Genomic DNA, 18,033 nt, shown 5'->3' on the forward strand with positions numbered 1-18,033 from the left:
GCCATCACTCCGGTGGCAGTTTTACGATCGCAAACCAGAAATGTTCTATGGATTGTACAATTTTAACGAACTGATCGAAGTCAACAGGCTTAGTTATATAGCAATTAGCAGCCAAGTTATATGCTTTGAGAATATCTTCTTCTGCTTGGGAAGTAGTCAGAACAACCACAGGAATTCGTTTGAGAGAAACATCGGTTTTGATTTCTGCCAGTACTTCCCGCCCATCTTTTCTCGGTAAATTTAAATCGAGCAGTACAATATCTGGGTGCGGAACCTTAGCATATTTTTCTTGTTTACGCAAAAATGCCATTGCTTCTACGCCATCTTCAACCACATTGAGGTTAACTGAGATTTTGCTATCTTCCAAGGCGATCCTTGTGAGTTGGGCATCGCCAGGATTGTCTTCTACTAACAAAACCTCTATAGGCATAATCGTTGATGTGTTATTCACGATTGTTGATCGGACTGGGGATTCTTAATAGGCAGGGGGAGCAGGGGAAGCATGGGGAGATGCGGGGACAAAGAAAATAACTCCAGCCTTCTGCCTTCTGCCCTTAGGGTGACGATCGTATGCTCGCTAACGCAGTCGCTCGTGGGGGAAACCCCCAAGACCGCGCTGTCTCACCTTCTGCTTTTTGCTTCTTTTCTAATACCCACTGCCCCTTGTAAACGGGGCAGTGGCTTCCAGAAAGGTAGCACTTTGCTCTGCTCGATCTGGAATTGTGAAGTAGAAAGTCGAGCCTTGACCCGGTTCTGATTCAACCCAGATACAACCACCATGTCGCTCTATAATCTTCTTACAAATTGCCAAACCAATTCCAGTACCTGGGTACTGACTTCTTCCATGTAGGCGTTGAAAAATCACAAAAATGCGTTCAGCATACTGTGCTTCTAAGCCAATTCCATTATCGCGTACTGAAAATAGCCATTCTGAGTGTTGAGTGCTGAGTGCTGTTAGCGGTAGTGGGGCGTTTAGCCCGTGCTGCGTTAGAAGTTCCTCCCCTGCTCCCCCTGCTTCCCCTGCTTCCCCACCTTTCCTCACTGCCCCAACATGAATTTTTGGTGGCTGTTGCCCGCGGAATTTGATAGCATTGCCAATAAGATTTTGCAATACCTGTGCCAGTTGCGTAGGATCGGCTCTGAGTACAGGTAAAGGATCGTGGGTGATTGCTCCACCACATTCTTCAATGGCGACTTTAAGATTTGCGATCGCCCGATCGAAAATAACTTGACAATCAACTTGTTCAAAGGGCTGTCCACGAGTACTAACACGAGAATAGTTCAATAAATCGTTGATTAGGGTTTGCATCCGGCGTGCGCCATCTACAGCATAGTTAATAAACTGTTCGGCGTTGCTATCTAGCTGAGTCTTATATTTTCGCTCTAGCAGCTGTAAATAACTCGTCACCATCCGCAACGGTTCTTGCAAATCATGGGAAGCTACATAGGCAAACTGTTCTAATTCAGCATTAGAACGAAGAAGTTCCTGTCTTTGGCGGGTTTCTTGCTCCAGCATTTGCGCTTGCGAAAGGGCAATACCAATCTGATTTGCTAACTGTTGCAATAACTCCAATTCAAAGCTGCTCCAGTGTCTAGGTGCAGCACATTGATGGGCAACCAGCAAGCCCCAAATACCATCTCTGATGAGAATTGGCACTACAAGGTTAGCTTTGACACCAAATTGCTGGAGAAATTCCCGATGGCAGGCTTGGATATTGGCATGTTCAATGTCTACAATTGCACTTACCCTTCCTTGGCGATATTTCTCTATGTAGCTTTCCTTAAAGCAGGGGTCGAGAATGTTTTTTCCCAACACCACAGGCCAACCAGGAAGCACCGCCTCTTGTACCACTGTTCCCGAACCATCAGCGTGAAGCCGAAAAATCAAAACTCGGTCGGCTTGCAGTAGTTTTTGTACTTCAGTAACTGTAGTTTGCAGAATTTCCGGCAATTGTAAAGACTCACGAATTTTCAGGGTGATTTCTGAAAATAATTGCGATCGCAGATGTTGTCGTTTTAATTCCGTTTCTGTTTGTTTGAGTTCCTCGGCAAAGCGGGACACTTCTGCTAAATTACGTCTTAACTCCATTTGGCTAATCACTTGGCGGCTTAAAGCCTGAAGTGCGTCCATTTGTTTTTGGTTGAGTTCTCGTGGAGTTTGATCGATTACACACAGAGTTCCGACAATATCTCCTTTGGGAGTAATCAGGGGTACCCCTGCATAAAAACGCACATGGGGATAATCAGTTACTACCGGATTTGCCGCTAACTTTTCATCAGCTAGCGTATCTGGAACCACTACAATATCTCGTCGCTCTAGACACAGGTAAGATAACCCTACATTACGGGGCATTTCCGAGACTTCCAAACCTAGTTTTGCCTTAAACCACTGACGGTCTTCGGCAATTAAATTTACTAATGCTATGGAAGTACCACAAATAAAAGCAGCTAACCGAGCAAGATTATCATAAGCTTCTTCGGGTTCAGTGTCCAGAATCTGGTACTCGCGGAGAGCTGCAAGTCTCTCCGCCTCGTTATAACTATTAAATCCAGCTTTCATCAATTTTTATTAAAAAGTCGCAAAACAAGGCTTAGTAAGTATTTTGAATGCTCAATAACTGGCTTAGTCTTTTTTTAGATTAATTAATCATCCCTTTGCTTGTGGCTTTTCAGGGAAGTTTTTTTAGATTTTGATTAAAAAGCTATATGCAAAACAGGAAAAGCATTTGTCCCAAACTTTTACCTCTGGAACAATTCTAGTGTAGACAAGTTAATTAGCCAAAGTTACGATATTTTTTCTTGGGCGATCGCTAGCATATTACTAGACGGATCTACACCTAGCATTTGCCACTCTAAATTGCTTGTGCCCAACTTGACTAATTCCGCACCTGTACCAGCATCCACAACCAACACATTAGCTTTTTCTGGCAGACGCGATCGCAAAACAGCCAATACTATTGTGTGCATTGCTTCATAACCTGGTATGGCCATTTGCGCTATGTTGTCGTATTCGTTGACGGCAAATGGTGGATTAGAATCAAAATCTATGTTCTGGCATCAATTGATATTGCTAACTGATGAATGATGACTGGGAAAAAGTTTTCCTAATACCGAATACCCAATCCCTAATACTCAGTCCCCAATACCGAATACCTAATCCCCCTTCAGGTTCGCCAGTCGCTCATGGGGAGCCACTCCGTTGCGGTGAGCAGTCCGTTGGGCGGCTTCGCCGACTTGAAGGAACTGCGAACCCGAAGGGGGGTTCCCCCCGTTGTAGGCGGAACGCCTTCCCGCAGGGTAGGAAGTGGCATGGAAACCCCCAAGACCGCACTGGCTCACCAGTCCTTAGTCCCTTTCAATATACCTTTGCCAAAGCTGACTCCCGGAACTTGCTAATTAAATCACTGAGATTACCTGTATTCAGCCGATAATTTAAGGGATGGGCAATCAACCGTGCCGTACTTTCGTATAAAGTAGCAATTTCAATCAGACCATTTTCCCGCAACGTCCGCCCCGTGGAAACTAAATCTACAATCGCCTCTGACATCCCTGTAATTGGGCCGAGTTCTACTGAACCATACAGCGGTACTATTTCAATCGGTAGATCTAAATTTTGGAAATATTCACGAGCGCAATTCACATACTTGGAAGCAACCCGACCATGAGGCGGCAAATCTAAAGGTGATTTGTAAGGACTCGATGCTTTGACAGCCACCGACATGCGACAATACCCGAACTGCAAATCAACCAAGTGTGCAACTTGGGGCTGTTTTTCTCGCAGTACATCATAACCAACAATACCCAGCTGTGCCTGACCATACTCTACATAAACGGGGACATCTTGTGCCCTTACTAGTAGTGCTTTTGCTTGTCCGCTAGCATCAGGAATTTGAAGTTGACGAGTTCCCGAATCTAAAAAAGCACTAAAATCTAATCCCACAGCTTGCAGCAGGCGGATGCTATGTTTGAGTAGTTCCCCTTTTGGCAATGCAACAGTTAGCATTCTTTTTCTCAGTGTCCTTGGCGACTGGGCGATTCATTATATTGAGAATATCTCTATATGCTTACCATAAGCAGTATGAGAATTTTATTAGTTGATGATGAAGTTGAACTAACTGGCCCTTTGAGTCGCTTATTAACTCGTGAGGGCTACACTGTGGATGCCGCTTATGATGGGACAAGTGGCAATGAACTCGTACAAGCAGGCAGTTATGACCTACTGATTTTAGATTGGATGCTGCCAGGAAAAACGGGGTTGGAGATTTGTCAGCAATTACGCCGCCAAGGCAAAACTACTCCCGTTCTGTTCCTTACGGCTAAAGATACTTTAGATGACCGTGTAGAAGGTTTAGATGCTGGCGCAGATGACTATTTAGTCAAACCCTTTGAATTGCGGGAATTGCTAGCTAGAGTTCGTGCTTTATTGCGGCGTTCTGGTTCTCAAAGCTATGAAATTACAACTGGAAGGTTGACTGTAGCTGATTTAGAACTCGATTGCGAAAACCAAATAGCCTATCGCCAAGGACGGATGATTGAACTATCCCAAAAGGAAAGCCAACTGCTGCAATACTTTATGGAAAACCCCGGACAGCTTTTGACTCACGCCCAGATTTTGCAAAGTCTGTGGCAAGATGGCGAACAACCGAATAGTAATGTCATCGCCGCATTAATTCGCCTGCTGCGTCGTAAGATTGAGGTGGGTAAAGAAACTACACTGATTCACACTGTTTATGGCAAAGGCTATCGCTTTGGTGCTGCGTCAGTAGAACCATACTAATTCGTAATTAAGATATACAGGATAACGTTTGTCTTGAGTCTTCTTTTATACTCATTGCCTTATGTTTTTATAGTATTCAACAATTGATTAATTTGAGTTTGCAATTCTTCTCGAAATTTTTGCGCTTGTTGATAGACTGCTGTACGGTCTTTTGCTGAATTAATATCCTTTTTTAAAGGCTGGATAAAGTAACGTAGGCGAGTTTTCATTGCCCAAACTCCCATTGAAGGAAATAGAATCAAGGCAATCATCAAAGGCGATATGGGTAAGAATGGTAACTTGAATAGTCGTTGCAATTTTTTGAGATTAACAGTCCAAGGATGTAAAGATTCACTACCGATGCAGAGTACTGGAAGAATGGGAATATGGTAGCGATCGCTTAACTGCATAAAGCTGACATCGAACTTTTGCAGATGATAGCGTTGACTCCACCCTTTTAAGGGGCCGCGTAAACCTTCTGGTGCGTATAAAATAGTTTTACCTTGGGCAATGGCTGCTTCAAAATTGCCTAACTCTGCTCGCACACCACCTAAAACTTGCGACCATTTAGGTGGCAACCACCAAATCATCCAAGGATGCTCAAATAATACTGGACTTGCTAAGGGTTGCACTGTCCATCTTCGTTCTTCACTTAACACATAACCCAAAGTGATAAAGTCCCAAGGAAAACACATCCCTGCATGATTCATTGCCACAATCATTGACCCTGTTTGTGGCAAGTTCTCAAGTTGTTGCAGTTCTCCTTGAAAATAATATTTAACGATAGGAGCTAAAATTTCTTGACGAAAAGCTTCTTGATATTTGGGATTAAATTCACCAATTTCTGTTCGTGGCGAACGACAACCCAAACGCAACCATCGACTGAGTAGCGCTAAATAAAATCCGCACGGAAGCAAAAATAATATGTATTCCAGCCAATTCCAACCATCTGGATCGGTGTGATAATGCTGCCAGTGGCGATTAAATAAAATCAGCCAACCAGGAGGATACCAAAGGCAAAACCAATCAAACCAGCTAAATTTATAGCCTGCATCTGATGCTTTTTCTAGTCGTGTGTTCAGGAGGTTTTCGGAGTGTTGATTAATCACAACAGCGGTGCAGATTAGGCAAAAACATAGGGGTGCATCCCAGTTTTTATTTTTTAATGAGAGAATAGCTTTCATTGCGTTCGCGTAGCGTCTCGTAGAGAGGAGGAACGACGAAGCAATCGCATGGACTCGCTCGTAGTTTGAGGATTTGGCGATTGCTACTCTGCGAGAACGCTTTCAGCGAACGCTTCGCTCGCAATGACATGCAAAAAAGTGGGATGCTCCCAAAATATAGTTCAGCGTATATCCTAGCTTGATAATTTTACTCTTGGCATCCTACCCTGTACAGAAACAATGCTCATCTAGCCTTACAAAGGCTACGCCTACATAGATCGGCAAAAAAGGAACTTATCTCTCCACCGAAGTACTCAGATTGTGGCATAATAAGCCGGTCGCATACACTAAGCCATCAATCGTGCCAGATACCGATTCTATCAACGACCTTGCTGCGGCTCTGCAACAGCCAGCCGACCTCGCATTTGAACTGCCAGATCCAGAAGATGAACAGATTCCAGAGTCAGATTTTCAACAGCAGCTTGATGTAGCTTGGCAAGTGTGCGATCGCTTCGACCTGCAAACTGAAATTTGGCGGGGGCGAATTTTACGTGCTATCCGCGATAGGGAGAAAATGGGTGGCGACGGACGGGGTACCGGTTTTCTCAGATGGCTCAAAGAACGGGAAATCAGTAAAAGTCAGGCGTATGCTTGGATTCAACTAGCTAATAGTGCTGATACCCTTTTAGAAGAAGGCAAACTCGAACCGAGTGCGGTGAATAACTTTAGTAAACGAGCATTTGTCGAAACCTCCAAAGCTGTCCCAGAAGTACAACAGATGGTGAGTGAAGCTGCACAAAAAGGCGATCGCATCACCAGGCGGGAAGTGCGTCAACTCACCGACGAATGGACGGCTATGTCCTCGGAGTTGCTACCCGAACCAGTGAAGCTCAAAGCAGCAGATAACACCCTTCCGCCGCGCTACATCGCCCCCTTGGTGAAGGAAATGGAGAAACTGCCAGAATCGCATCAAAAATTTATCCAAAAAGAAATTGCCGCTAATCCTGACGTTGATACCCTCAAACAAGTAACTACCGAGGCACGTCAATTAGGAAAGTATCTCAAATCTGCCGCTCAAGTCCAAGCCTTAGCCCAGGAAGATATTGATATCGAAACAGCATTAGAAGAAGCACAAAGAATTGGCTGTTTGAGTGTAGCTGCTGACTTGGTAAATCAAGCTTCCCAAATAGAACAAACAATTGCCAAGTTATACATGACTTGGAAACGCATCGGTAATTTAGCAGATCGGTTGTACGTGGATACCGGTGCAAGTACGCCGAATTTGCGATCGCTCCTTACTTGTATAGAACCCCTTGGTGGCGAAGTCATGGAACTGCAACTAAGTGGCACTACCGAGCATACTGTCCGCTTGCAAATCCAGGAGACTAATTAGAGAGGCTTCGCTTGGCGATCCTTAAGGCAGCAAGTCATTATCTGCACTGTTGTAGGATTCAAAAGTTTGTGAATTCTTCATAATTTTGTTGTTGTTTATGCGTACCGATCGCATTACCTTGTATGCCATAATTTTCTCATAACATATCCGGTTAAACACTGATGTTAAAACCGAGCTTGTGAAGGGTAACAGAGGCGCAAAAGGTCAACAAAAGTATATAAATCTTTACGAAAATAAACTTCTAAAAGATATTCTAAATATGGATTACATAAAAATATGAATCAGACTAAATTCTCTCATGTAATGCCTATTTGGAAGTTTTGCACTTTATATATTTTTACTTGGGGAATTTATCAACTGCCATGGGCACATAAGCAATGGCAATTTATTAAAGAACGCGAGCATTTAAACATTAGACCTTGGTTTCGGTCTTGGTTTTTGCCTTTTTATTTGTACAGTTTATGCCAAAAAGTTTTTGCTCTAGCCGAAGAACAAGGATACAGAGTTAAAGCTTCACCTTTTCAGGTGACATTTTTTTATTGGATATTTGTAGTCCTGACAAAATTACCAGAACCATGGTGGCTAATATCATTTTTTAGTTTTATTCCCTTATTAACTGTTGTGAAAGCACTTAATTATTACTGGGGACAGCAACAACAACATTTGCCTATCAATGAATCTTTTACAGGCAGGGAAATCTCGTGGATTATATTCGGTGTAGTTCTATGGTTATTGATAATCATTGGTTTTTTAAGTGAAGGTGAGATATAGCAATACCATTTGATTTGTGAAAAATACTTTAGTTTAACGAATCACAAAGAACGCAAAGTAAAAGGAAATAAATAATTTCACCAATGATTTAAAATTGCTATATAAAAATAGTGGATTCAATAAGGTATTATCAAATTGTCGCTATGTTTAGTGACTTAATAGAGGCTTCATAATACTCCTGCTAATTACCTGCCAAAGTATGACCTACTGCCTCAATCCCGATTGCTATAAACCCCAAAATCCCGCTGATGGAAATTTTTGCCTCAACTGCGGGACAAAGCTACTGCTAAGACAAAGATATCAAGCGATTAGTCAATTGGGTGAGGGTGGATTTGGCAAAACCTATCGTGCAGTCGATAAAGACAGATTAAATGAAGTCTGCGTAATTAAGCAATTTTCTCCATCGCCAGAAATTCAAGGAAACTCGCAAGCGCTAAATAAGGCAATTGAACTGTTTAATCAAGAAGCAATTCGCCTATACGAACTAGGAAAGCACGATCGCATTCCCAATCTCCAAGCTTATTTTGAACAAGACAAACGGCTGTATCTAGTGCAAGAATTCGTTGATGGGGAGAATTTATTAAAGGAATTAGAACGTCACGGAACCTTTAACGAAAGCCAGATTTGGCAGCTTTTGGCTGATTTATTGCCAGTGGTGAAGTTCGTTCACGAACATGGAGTGATTCATCGGGATATCAAGCCGGAAAATATTATGCGTCGCCAAAGCGATCGCGCTTTTGTACTCATTGATTTTGGAGTTTCTAAACAAGCAAGTGGTACAATCATCAGCGGAGCGCGGGGTACAATGGCTGGTACGCCAGGGTATGCCCCAGATGAACAAATGCGCTTTGGCGAAGCTTATCCAGCTAGCGACCTCTACTCATTGGGTGCAACTTGCTTGCATCTGATGACGGGAATGCATCCTTCTAATCTCTACAATGCCTGGGAGTCTCGCTGGTTATGGCAAGAACAGCTGTCGAGTGCAAATATAAACATCAGCAACCAGCTAGTAGCAATTTTAGATAAACTACTCAAAGACCGAGTAGGCGATCGCTACCAATCAGTTCAGCAAGTGCTACAAGATGTCAATGGCATCAATTCACCTGCTGAAGTTCCGCCAACAATTATAACTAAACCACCGAAAACAGCGCCTAAAATTCAAGGTTGGCGATGTATCCACACTCTTACAGGTCATGCGGCTTCTGTGCGTTCCATCGCCATTAGTCCAGACGGACAAACCATTGCCAGTGGCAGCGACGACAATACAATTAAGCTGTGGCATCTCGACAGTGGCAACCTCAAGAGTACCCTGACTTCCCCATCCGGATTATTAAAACGCGAGACAACTTGGTATACTTCCATAGCCTTTAGCCGCGATGGGCAGACAATCATCAGTGGTAGTTTGGACAAATCTATCAAACTCTGGGATTGGATTAGTGGCAAACAGCTTCGCAAACTCAAAGGGCATTCCGATCGAGTAAATGCGATCGCCCTTAGTCCAGATGGTCAAACTTTAGTCAGTGGTAGTCGTGACAACACTATCAAAGTCTGGAATTTGCCTACTGGGCAACTAATTCGCAATCTGACTGGGCATTCTAACTCAATTCATACCCTAGCCATCAGCCCTGATGGTCAGATACTTACTAGTGGTAGTTGGGACAACACAATTAAAGTTTGGAACCTACTCAACGGCAAACTAATTCGCACCTTTACTGGACATTTAGACTGGGTTTATAGTGTTGCCATTAGCCCAGATAGTCAAACTTTAGCTAGTGGCAGTCGAGACAAAACAATTCATCTCTGGCATCTAGAAAGCGGCACAATGATTCGTACCCTAGCAGGGCATTCTGACTGGGTGAGTGCTGTTGCCATTAGCCCGCAAAATAATCTGCTGGTTAGTGGTAGTCGAGACAAAACCATCAAATTGTGGGATATGAGCAACGGACAACTAATTGAAACACTCACTGGACATTTAGATTTAATTCATGCGATCGCTTTTAGTCGAGATGGCAGGAGCATTATCAGTAGTAGCAATGATGGTGCAATCAAAATTTGGCGATATTGAAGAGCTAGTAAGGTGTTTACTGCCACCTCTATTTCTACCCGTTGACTGTTGTAGCTTGTCCTTTAGTTACCGTATCTAAAATATTCAAAACCTTTGGAACTAAAGGCTTTAGATTCGCTAAACGATTCGATGTTGCTTGCAGAATAATTACCGCAATATCAAACTGTGGCAGATTCTGTTGAAACGATAAGTTGCGATCGACTGTGATGAAAATATCAAACTCTGCTTCTGCAAGGGTGAGAAGTTGACCATTTTTTACCCCCGCCCATCCCATCTGTGGAACTGTTTTTACTTCATGGCCAACAAATCTCGCTAGTTTGCGATCGATGCACTCATCCAAAAGGAGCTTCATGCTTCCATACCAACAAGCTGCTTTTCTGCCTCTTCTAGCAAGGCGATGACCTGCTCTCTGGTAACAGTCGGAAATCCATCCAAAAAGTCGTCAATCGACTCTCCCGCTTTCAGATAGTCCAGAAGCGTCTGTACAGGAACCCTAGTACCAACAAAAACTGGAGTACCACCCATGATTTCAGGAGATGCACTAATAATTAAGGAGTCTTTAAGCATAAGTCTTTGACCTCCAGGTTCCGTACCTACTAGTTTATCAATCCTCATGAGATATAATCCTTTGGAGTAGCCCCAGACTAGGCAAGCAACGCGGTCTAAGAATTCAGTCGAAGTGGACGATTAAACTGAAGTTCCCGCCAAGCAATGCGTTTGCTCTGCCCTCATCTCCCCTACTCCCTACTTCTTAACGCACAGGATGCAGGATTTAGTGCTGGGCTATGGGGTATTACAGCGGGTGCTTGGGCAACCAGAACCACGTCACCATTGCTATCCACTACCCACCCTTGAGCTTCTACAATTTGAGTAGGAGCAGTCATAGACTTAACTTTCTGCGATATTACTTGTGCAGGCTTCTGCTGCTGCATCATTACTCTATTCTGTAGACCATCGGCACGATTCTTATCCTGCGCCTCTGGTGAGATCCAATCTGCTAGCACCGCATCACTTATCAATGGATCTGTGGGACTAGATTCTATTCCTCCACGCCCTGTAGTAGTAAATGAAGCCCTCGCTGTTTTTCCAGCATTACAGCCAGCGACAATTTGCCGCGAAGCATCAACTACATCTGCGGGTAGTTCTACTAATCCTTGACTGGGGTCAACATCTGGTGAGTTAATTTCTACCGAGCCACTTAATGAAGGGTTTTCCTGAGAAAACGCCGTGATGTCATTGGTTGGTACTCTACTGGGGTTGAGTTCCTCTGGTTTTTCGGTGTTTAATAGCTTTACCAAGTCTGCGCGATCGCGCTGCACAAACCCAAATAGACTATTAGCGTTGATTGTAATCTGACCACCAGAGCCAAAAAAAGCATTGGCTGTAATATCGCTATTGTTCAAAGGAACGGCAAATATCAAACCATTAGGTGCATCAATTTTAATATTACCGCCATTCCCACCAGTTCCTGACTTACCTGAATTAGTTGATATTTGACTATTGCGGCGCATCAGTAATAAGTCTCGCACCTGTAGAGTAATATTTCCGCCCTGACCTAACTCACTATTAGATGTGAGTTTTCCTTTGTTTTCTAGCTGGATAGAGCGAGCAGTTACATTGATATCGCCTGCTTTGCCTATATTAGCTGCACCCTGTGGGTAGGAAAAAGACTTGCTCGATTGGCTGTTTACAGTGATTTCCGCTCCATCCCAAATAATTAATTTACCTGTGTTAACTGTCACTTTTCCAGCATCTCCAGAAGTGTTAGTCGAAGCAAACAAGCCGCTAGTAACATTTGGATTTTTTGAAGTTCCAATTAGTTCTACCGACTCAGAGGCATTTACAGTCAAATTTCCTCCTGCTCCTTTACCTGCTATACGTTGTGAGTTCGCAATAGAGTCTGTTGCTATTTGCCCCCCATCTTGAATGCGTAACTTCCCTGTATTGATTGTTATGTCACCTGCTTTCCCAGCAACAGCAGTTGAACTAAATAATGAACTTGGTGTAATCACACCATCTGGATCAGTAAAGCTACCAAAAACTTCCACTGTTTCGGAGGTATTTACAATCAACTTTCCTCCATTCCCCTGACCTCTAGTAGCAGTAGATACTGCTGCACCATCCCGAACAATTAATTTTCTAGCATTAATCGTTAAGTCTCCACCATCTTTTGCACCTGTAGTCTGAGTTCTCAAGCGAACAGGATAACCCTTTAATTCAACGGTGTTACCCCGCACCTGGATATTGCCTCCATTACCATCTCTGTTATTAGCATCTACTTGAGATGGAATATTAACACCGTTAACAGTTCGCCAGATGAGTTGAATATTTTGGAAATTGTGGACATTTTCATATCCCAAAATCCAGCCTTGGTTTATCGGTTTGAGACTAACCAGACTATTAGCAGCAACACTTCCTAGCTCAATTCTTCCCGATGCTGCTGTTAAATTTCCGCCTTCTAGGGTTATATCACCACCGACAAGTGCCAAGGTTGTGTTTGGCTTCACTTGTAGACCAACAGGGTTAGATATACCACTTACTCTTGCTTGAGATTGATTGCGGATAGGAGCCGCAGTTGCTCCAAATTGCAAACCAATGGGAACACTTACTGACAGTAAGGGTGTAGTTTGGGGATCTATAGCACTAAACTTAGTACCATCAGCAAAGTTCAAACTACTCGCTGTACTCGCGACAAATGAACCGCCGATGTCTAAAGAAGCATTGGAACCAAAAATAACCCCATTGGGATTAATCAAAAACAGGTTGGCTGTACCATGAGTTTTCAGGATGCCGTCAATATTAGAAATTGATTTACCCGTCACGCGACTAATAATGTTCTGAATATCCGCAGCGTTTTTAAACTCAGCTGTACTCCCAGTAGGTAAAGAAAATTCCTTAAAACTGTGGAACAGATTACTTCCAGATTGGGTTCCACCTTCAATAATTCTGATATTGTACTGTGTTGTAACTTGAGAATTATTAGGCAGAGTAGCATCTGGGTCGATTTGGGCAACAGCAGAGTTTATAGACAAAGCTATTGCACCACCTACTGCAAATCCTAGACTTTTAAACCAAACCCCAAGAGTACTCATACCGAATATTGCACCACTTAAGAGAAGTACTAGTTGCTGATAAACTTTGATACTGAATCTAAATTAGGTAGACTATGTCTAAATAAGTAATCTAAGTTTCTCTTGCTACCAAAGTTTATAACATTCTCGGTTCCAAACAATACACAGGGGCACAATAATATTGTGCCCCTACGATAAATCCTTATTCTACGCAATTGAAACGGGCGATAATTACAATTAGTCTTGTCAATTGACTAATAAATAATCTGTTTGTTGAAAATTAGGATGAATTTTTATGAAATTACTAACAAAATACTTAGCTTTTTATGTTAGGCTTTTACCTCTATTTTCAACGAATAGTGATAGGCGTTACTTTGACAATACTGTTAAAACTTACCTACATATTCTATTACCATCCGCATCATACCAACAATCTGCAAGTAATATCTTCTTGCTTGGGATTTGTCTTAAAATATTTTGAGCTTCTTGCTTTTCAACAGCATCTTGATTTTGAAGTTGAGTTTGGTTTCTATTAATACTAGAATTACTTTTTATGGCATTGTCTCCTGATATATTGTGATTTTCTAGCACACTGCTGGAGTTAGACGTATTCAGATAATTCAGTAAAGTAGCATCCTGATTAATTAGAGCAATAGCAGAGTTTCCAGAAAAAGCTATTGCACTAACTGTTGCAACTCCAAAACCTTTAACCCAGAACAAAATATTACTCATCTATATTGCACCTTTCATCAAAAGTGATAGTTGCTGCACAGCACTTAAAGCTGTAACAATTTTCAATTAGAGCACATTGAAATTGGTAATCTCTATTTTACTTGTTATAAAACTTAAGCATTCTCGTCTGTGAACAATAAATAATAGGGGCATAACAAGGTTATGTCCCTATGATAAACATCTACTCGACTTAATTGGAAATAGCTATTATCTAAATTAAGAATATTGTCAACATTAACTACTGAAAAGCTTTTTTATTGAAAACTAGGATAGGATTTTAGGCAATTTTAAAAAATTGCCTGACTTTTCAGGTTTATTCACTTGCTACTTTCTCAATTAATTGAGAAAGTAGCATTTTAGTTGACAAGATTTTTAAGACCTAATTACATTTTCTATTACCGTCCTCATCTATCCAACAATCCTTTAGCTTCTTCGTATTGGGTAGCGCAGGAGCATCATTCTTGGTTTCGATACTGCCCTCCAAATCTAAAGAATTATCTTCTGATAAACCGTCTGTTGCGTTACTTGCGTCACTTGCGATCGCAACACTCACCTGAGAGTTATTTACGCTTTCACTTGATTCAGTTTGAATATCATTTGTTAACTGCTGTGCTGTTTGAGATTCCATGAGTTTTACTTTCCTTACAGACTGATAGTTGTATGAACTGATATGTAATCTATGAATTAACGTGAATTCTATGAGTCAATTCTGGGAACTAAAGAATATAGAGACTAGAGGATGACCAAAGAATTAAACTTCTAAAGCTTCCTCAAATTCACACTTAATTGATTACTCAGTCTGGCTTGTAAGAATTACGCAGCTTTAACAAAGCTTTATACTTTTTGACTTAAATTCTCAAGGTTTTCACGAGTTCAATTGCTAACCTTTCTTTATTCAAAAGGGTTGAGTAATTGATACCTCCCTAACTTTCATACTCTTAAGCCTATTTGAACAATTTACAGACCAAACCCTACCTTCACCACATCTTTATTAACTTGTTACTTTACCTTGAGTGTTGATTACTCGCGTTGCAAGGTTAACGATACCTGGGCCAAATACTGCGTCCTACGCATCCAGATGGTTTGGATATTATCTACTGAATTTGATAGGCAGTTACCAATATAAAAGTTACAAATTATTGCCTTTGCTCTTCACTAATTCTTAATACCCGTGGCAGCAATACCGCGAATAAACTGACGCTGACCGATAAGAAATAATACCATTACCGGAACCGTGGCAATTGTCACTGCTGCCATCATCAAGGGCCAATTATTCGTAAATTGTTCTTGAAACTCTGCCAATGCCAGCTGCACCGTTCTTAATTCTGGTCGGGTTGTGAACACCAAAGGCTTAAATAAATCGTTCCATTCTGCAATAAAGGTGAAGAGAAACAGCGTCACCAAAGCTGGACGTGCTAAAGGTAACATCACCCGCCACAAAATTTGCAGTCGGTTCGCCCCATCTATGGTTGCAGCTTCTTCCAACTCTACGGGAATTGTCTGGAAATACTGACGTAACAAGAAAATACCAAAGCCGTTGACAGCAGTCGGTAAAATTAGCGCCCCATAGGTATTTATTAGGTGTCCCCACTTCAATACCAAAAAAATCGGTATTACCAACAACTGAAAGGGAATAACCAAAGTAGCCAAGACGACTAGTAACAGCGCTTGCTTACCGCGAAATTTCAGCCGTGCTAGGGCGTAACCTGCCAATGCTGAAGTGACCATTTGAAACGCAGTCACAGCGATCGCCACTAAGGTAGAATTAGCAAACGCCAGCAGAAATTTACCTCGCTGCCATGCATCGCGGTAATTAGCTAAAGACCAATTATTTTGGGGAAAAATTTGTAAGGCGGTTCCTGGAGGTGTAAAAGAGGTGATGAATACCACAAACAATGGTAATAAGACAATAAATGCTCCTAGCAGTAGGACTCCTAGGCTGAAAAAATTGGCTGATTTGAGATTCCAGTTTTCTTGAGACATGAGTTGAGCTTCAAAGCATTTATTTCTCTAGTACTAGAGCATCGCCCCCAGCAACAGCTAATCTATAACATAGGAACTTGTTAAGTTAAATTAAATCACAGTGCTTGTAACCTTAAATTCCTAAGGTAAATTAAGTTCTGGTATCAAATGATTCAGGTTTACAGGAGTAAACATACTATGCAGCAGTTTGCAGCCGAATTGGAAATTGATTTTAAAAGTGAAAAATACAAAGATGCTTACAGCCGTATAAATGCGATCGTGATTGAAGGGGAACAAGAAGCCCACGAGAATTACATCAAACTGGCTGAACTGCTGCCTACACATCAAGATGATTTGATTCGCTTATCTAAAATGGAAAGTCGCCACAAAAAAGGCTTTGAAGCCTGTGGGCGCAATCTTCAAGTAGAACCGGATCTACCATTCGCTAAGGAGTTTTTTGCTGGACTACATGGAAATTTCCAAAAAGCAGCAGCAGAAGGTAAAGTCGTCACTTGTTTGTTAATTCAATCTTTGATTATTGAATGTTTTGCCATAGCAGCATATAACATCTATATCCCCGTTGCCGATGATTTTGCTCGGAAAATTACTGAGGGAGTTGTCAAAGATGAGTATAGTCATCTGAACTTTGGAGAAGTTTGGTTGAAAGAAAATTTTGCTGAATCCAAAGCTGAGCTAGAGGAGGCAAATCGCCAAAACCTACCTATTGTTTGGAAAATGCTCAATGAAGTAGCAGACGATGCCCAAACTTTAGCAATGGAAAAAGATGCTTTAGTTGAAGACTTCATGATTCAATACGGAGAAGCGTTGAGTAATATTGGCTTCACAACTAGAGATATCATGCGCTTATCAGCTTACGGACTCACAGCTGCCTAAAAAATTTAGGAGTGAGAAGTTATGAGTATTACTCCTCACTCCTGTATGGGCGCTGCGGCCTTGCACCCCTTCTAACTACTAATTACACGCTTTTAACGAGGCACACGCCTAACACATCACTACATGTTTGGTCTAATTGGACATCTGACAAGTTTAGAACACGCTCAAGCGGTAGCTCAAGAATTAGGCTACCCAGAATATGCCGATCAAGGGCTAGATTTTTGGTGCAGCGCCCCGCCACAAATTGTCGATAACATTACCGTTACCAGTGTTACTGGACAGACAATTGAAGGACGGTATGTAGAATCTTGCTTTTTGCCTGAGATGCTTGCTAATCGACGCATCAAGGCGGCAACACGTAAAATCCTCAACGCCATGGCCCATGCTCAAAAGCATGGTATCAACATCACTGCTCTCGGAGGGTTTTCTTCCATTATTTTTGAAAACTTTAAATTAGAGCAGTTTAGCCAAGTCCGCAACATCAAACTAGAGTTTGAACGTTTCACCACAGGAAACACTCATACTGCTTACATTATTTGTCGGCAGGTAGAACAAGCTTCCAGAAAAATAGGGATTGATTTAAAGAACGCGACGGTTGCTATATGTGGGGCAACTGGGGATATTGGCAGTGCAGTCACACGCTGGTTAGATGCTAGAACAGATGTCAAGGAACTCTTGCTAATAGCCCGTAACCACGAACGCCTCACAGAGTTACAAGCCGAACTCGGGCGAGGAAAAATCATGACTTTAGATGAAGCACTACCTCAGGCTGATATTGTAGTGTGGGTTGCCAGTATGCCTAAAGGTGTGGAAATAGATGCTAATGTTCTGAAAAAACCTTGTTTGCTAATTGATGGTGGCTATCCGAAAAATTTAGCTACTAAAATTCAGCACCCTGATGTGTACGTGCTAAATGGTGGCATTGTAGAGCATTCTCTAGACATTGACTGGAAAATTATGAAAATCGTCAATATGGAAGTGCCAGCACGCCAGTTATTTGCTTGTTTTGCGGAGTCGATGTTGCTTGAATTTGAGAAGTTACATACGAACTTTTCTTGGGGGCGCAATCAGATTACCGTAGACAAAATGGAGCAAATTGGTCAAGCATCGGTGAAACACGGATTTAGACCACTGCTGGTTTAGGAACTGGGGACTAGTGACTGGGGACTGGGGACTAAGGACTAGGATATAATTCGCATTGCCCCCAATCTGAAATTCATAATCGC

General features: G+C 42.1%; 17 protein-coding genes. 6 read left to right on the top strand and 11 right to left on the bottom strand.

Annotated elements, in window-relative coordinates; all coding sequences use genetic code 11:
- Positions 1–4 precede the first annotated feature (4 nt).
- The 4 genes from RMY31_RS18145 to hisG form a co-directional block, all read right to left on the bottom strand.
- Complete coding sequence (locus RMY31_RS18145) at positions 5–430, bottom strand: response regulator (RefSeq protein ID WP_409878072.1); 426 nt, start codon at positions 428–430, stop codon at positions 5–7.
- 216 nt (positions 431–646) lie between these two features.
- Positions 647–2,560 carry a GAF domain-containing protein gene (locus RMY31_RS18150; RefSeq protein WP_322662879.1) on the bottom strand — a complete coding sequence of 638 codons (1,914 nt, stop codon included), beginning with the start codon at positions 2,558–2,560 and terminating at the stop codon, positions 647–649.
- A 224-nt stretch (positions 2,561–2,784) separates the two neighbouring features.
- Positions 2,785–2,991: a hypothetical protein gene (locus RMY31_RS18155; protein ID WP_409878071.1), complete on the bottom strand. Its 207-nt coding sequence runs from the start codon at positions 2,989–2,991 to the stop codon at positions 2,785–2,787.
- Positions 2,992–3,355: 364 nt separating this feature from the next.
- Complete coding sequence (gene hisG, locus RMY31_RS18160; RefSeq protein WP_322662884.1) at positions 3,356–4,003, bottom strand: ATP phosphoribosyltransferase; 648 nt, start codon at positions 4,001–4,003, stop codon at positions 3,356–3,358.
- A 75-nt stretch (positions 4,004–4,078) separates the two neighbouring features.
- Here hisG and rppA point away from each other — a divergent pair, with 75 nt between their 5' ends.
- Positions 4,079–4,777: a two-component system response regulator RppA gene (gene rppA / locus RMY31_RS18165; protein ID WP_322662944.1), complete on the top strand. Its 699-nt coding sequence runs from the start codon at positions 4,079–4,081 to the stop codon at positions 4,775–4,777.
- 59 nt (positions 4,778–4,836) lie between these two features.
- On the opposite strand, the gene RMY31_RS18170 is transcribed toward rppA, so the two are convergent.
- Positions 4,837–5,865 carry a lysophospholipid acyltransferase family protein gene (locus tag RMY31_RS18170; RefSeq protein ID WP_322662946.1) on the bottom strand — a complete coding sequence of 343 codons (1,029 nt, stop codon included), beginning with the start codon at positions 5,863–5,865 and terminating at the stop codon, positions 4,837–4,839.
- A 415-nt stretch (positions 5,866–6,280) separates the two neighbouring features.
- On the opposite strand from RMY31_RS18170, the gene RMY31_RS18175 reads away from it, so the two are divergent.
- The 3 genes from RMY31_RS18175 to RMY31_RS18185 all read left to right on the top strand — a co-directional run bounded on the left by RMY31_RS18175 (position 6,281) and on the right by RMY31_RS18185 (position 10,148).
- Positions 6,281–7,312 (top strand): hypothetical protein, encoded by a 1,032-nt coding sequence (locus tag RMY31_RS18175; protein WP_322662887.1) that lies wholly within the window; start codon positions 6,281–6,283, stop codon positions 7,310–7,312.
- Positions 7,313–7,588: 276 nt separating this feature from the next.
- Positions 7,589–8,083, top strand: a complete 495-nt coding sequence (locus tag RMY31_RS18180; RefSeq protein ID WP_322662890.1) for a hypothetical protein — start codon at positions 7,589–7,591, stop codon at positions 8,081–8,083.
- A 199-nt stretch (positions 8,084–8,282) separates the two neighbouring features.
- Positions 8,283–10,148: a serine/threonine-protein kinase gene (locus RMY31_RS18185; protein ID WP_322662892.1), complete on the top strand. Its 1,866-nt coding sequence runs from the start codon at positions 8,283–8,285 to the stop codon at positions 10,146–10,148.
- Between the two features lie 34 nt (positions 10,149–10,182).
- On the opposite strand, the gene RMY31_RS18190 is transcribed toward RMY31_RS18185, so the two are convergent.
- From RMY31_RS18190 to RMY31_RS18215, 6 genes are all read right to left on the bottom strand, one after another.
- A complete protein-coding gene (locus RMY31_RS18190) occupies positions 10,183–10,500 on the bottom strand; it encodes a DUF5615 family PIN-like protein (RefSeq protein ID WP_322662895.1) in 318 nt (105 codons plus the stop codon).
- Positions 10,497–10,715, bottom strand: a complete 219-nt coding sequence (locus RMY31_RS18195) for a DUF433 domain-containing protein (protein ID WP_322662896.1) — start codon at positions 10,713–10,715, stop codon at positions 10,497–10,499. The genes RMY31_RS18190 and RMY31_RS18195 overlap by 4 nt, the downstream gene beginning before the upstream one ends.
- A gap of 170 nt (positions 10,716–10,885) precedes the next feature.
- The gene (locus tag RMY31_RS18200) at positions 10,886–13,240 is read right to left on the bottom strand and encodes a filamentous hemagglutinin N-terminal domain-containing protein (protein ID WP_322662898.1); all 2,355 of its coding nucleotides are present in this window, start codon (positions 13,238–13,240) and stop codon (positions 10,886–10,888) included.
- A 372-nt stretch (positions 13,241–13,612) separates the two neighbouring features.
- A complete protein-coding gene (locus tag RMY31_RS18205) occupies positions 13,613–13,951 on the bottom strand; it encodes a hypothetical protein (protein ID WP_322662900.1) in 339 nt (112 codons plus the stop codon).
- A gap of 379 nt (positions 13,952–14,330) precedes the next feature.
- Positions 14,331–14,579, bottom strand: coding sequence for a hypothetical protein (locus tag RMY31_RS18210; protein WP_322662902.1), 249 nt, complete (start codon positions 14,577–14,579; stop codon positions 14,331–14,333).
- A gap of 527 nt (positions 14,580–15,106) precedes the next feature.
- A complete protein-coding gene (locus tag RMY31_RS18215) occupies positions 15,107–15,934 on the bottom strand; it encodes a carbohydrate ABC transporter permease (protein WP_322662904.1) in 828 nt (275 codons plus the stop codon).
- A 177-nt stretch (positions 15,935–16,111) separates the two neighbouring features.
- Between RMY31_RS18215 and RMY31_RS18220 the strand changes: the two genes are divergently transcribed.
- The gene (locus RMY31_RS18220) at positions 16,112–16,807 is read left to right on the top strand and encodes an aldehyde oxygenase (deformylating) (RefSeq protein WP_322662906.1); all 696 of its coding nucleotides are present in this window, start codon (positions 16,112–16,114) and stop codon (positions 16,805–16,807) included.
- A 123-nt stretch (positions 16,808–16,930) separates the two neighbouring features.
- Positions 16,931–17,950, top strand: coding sequence for a long-chain acyl-[acyl-carrier-protein] reductase (locus RMY31_RS18225; RefSeq protein WP_322662908.1), 1,020 nt, complete (start codon positions 16,931–16,933; stop codon positions 17,948–17,950).
- Positions 17,951–18,033: the final 83 nt, after the last annotated feature.

This window comes from Dendronalium sp. ChiSLP03b, from assembly GCF_034531165.2.
Classification (GTDB): domain Bacteria; phylum Cyanobacteriota; class Cyanobacteriia; order Cyanobacteriales; family Nostocaceae; genus Dendronalium; species Dendronalium minutum.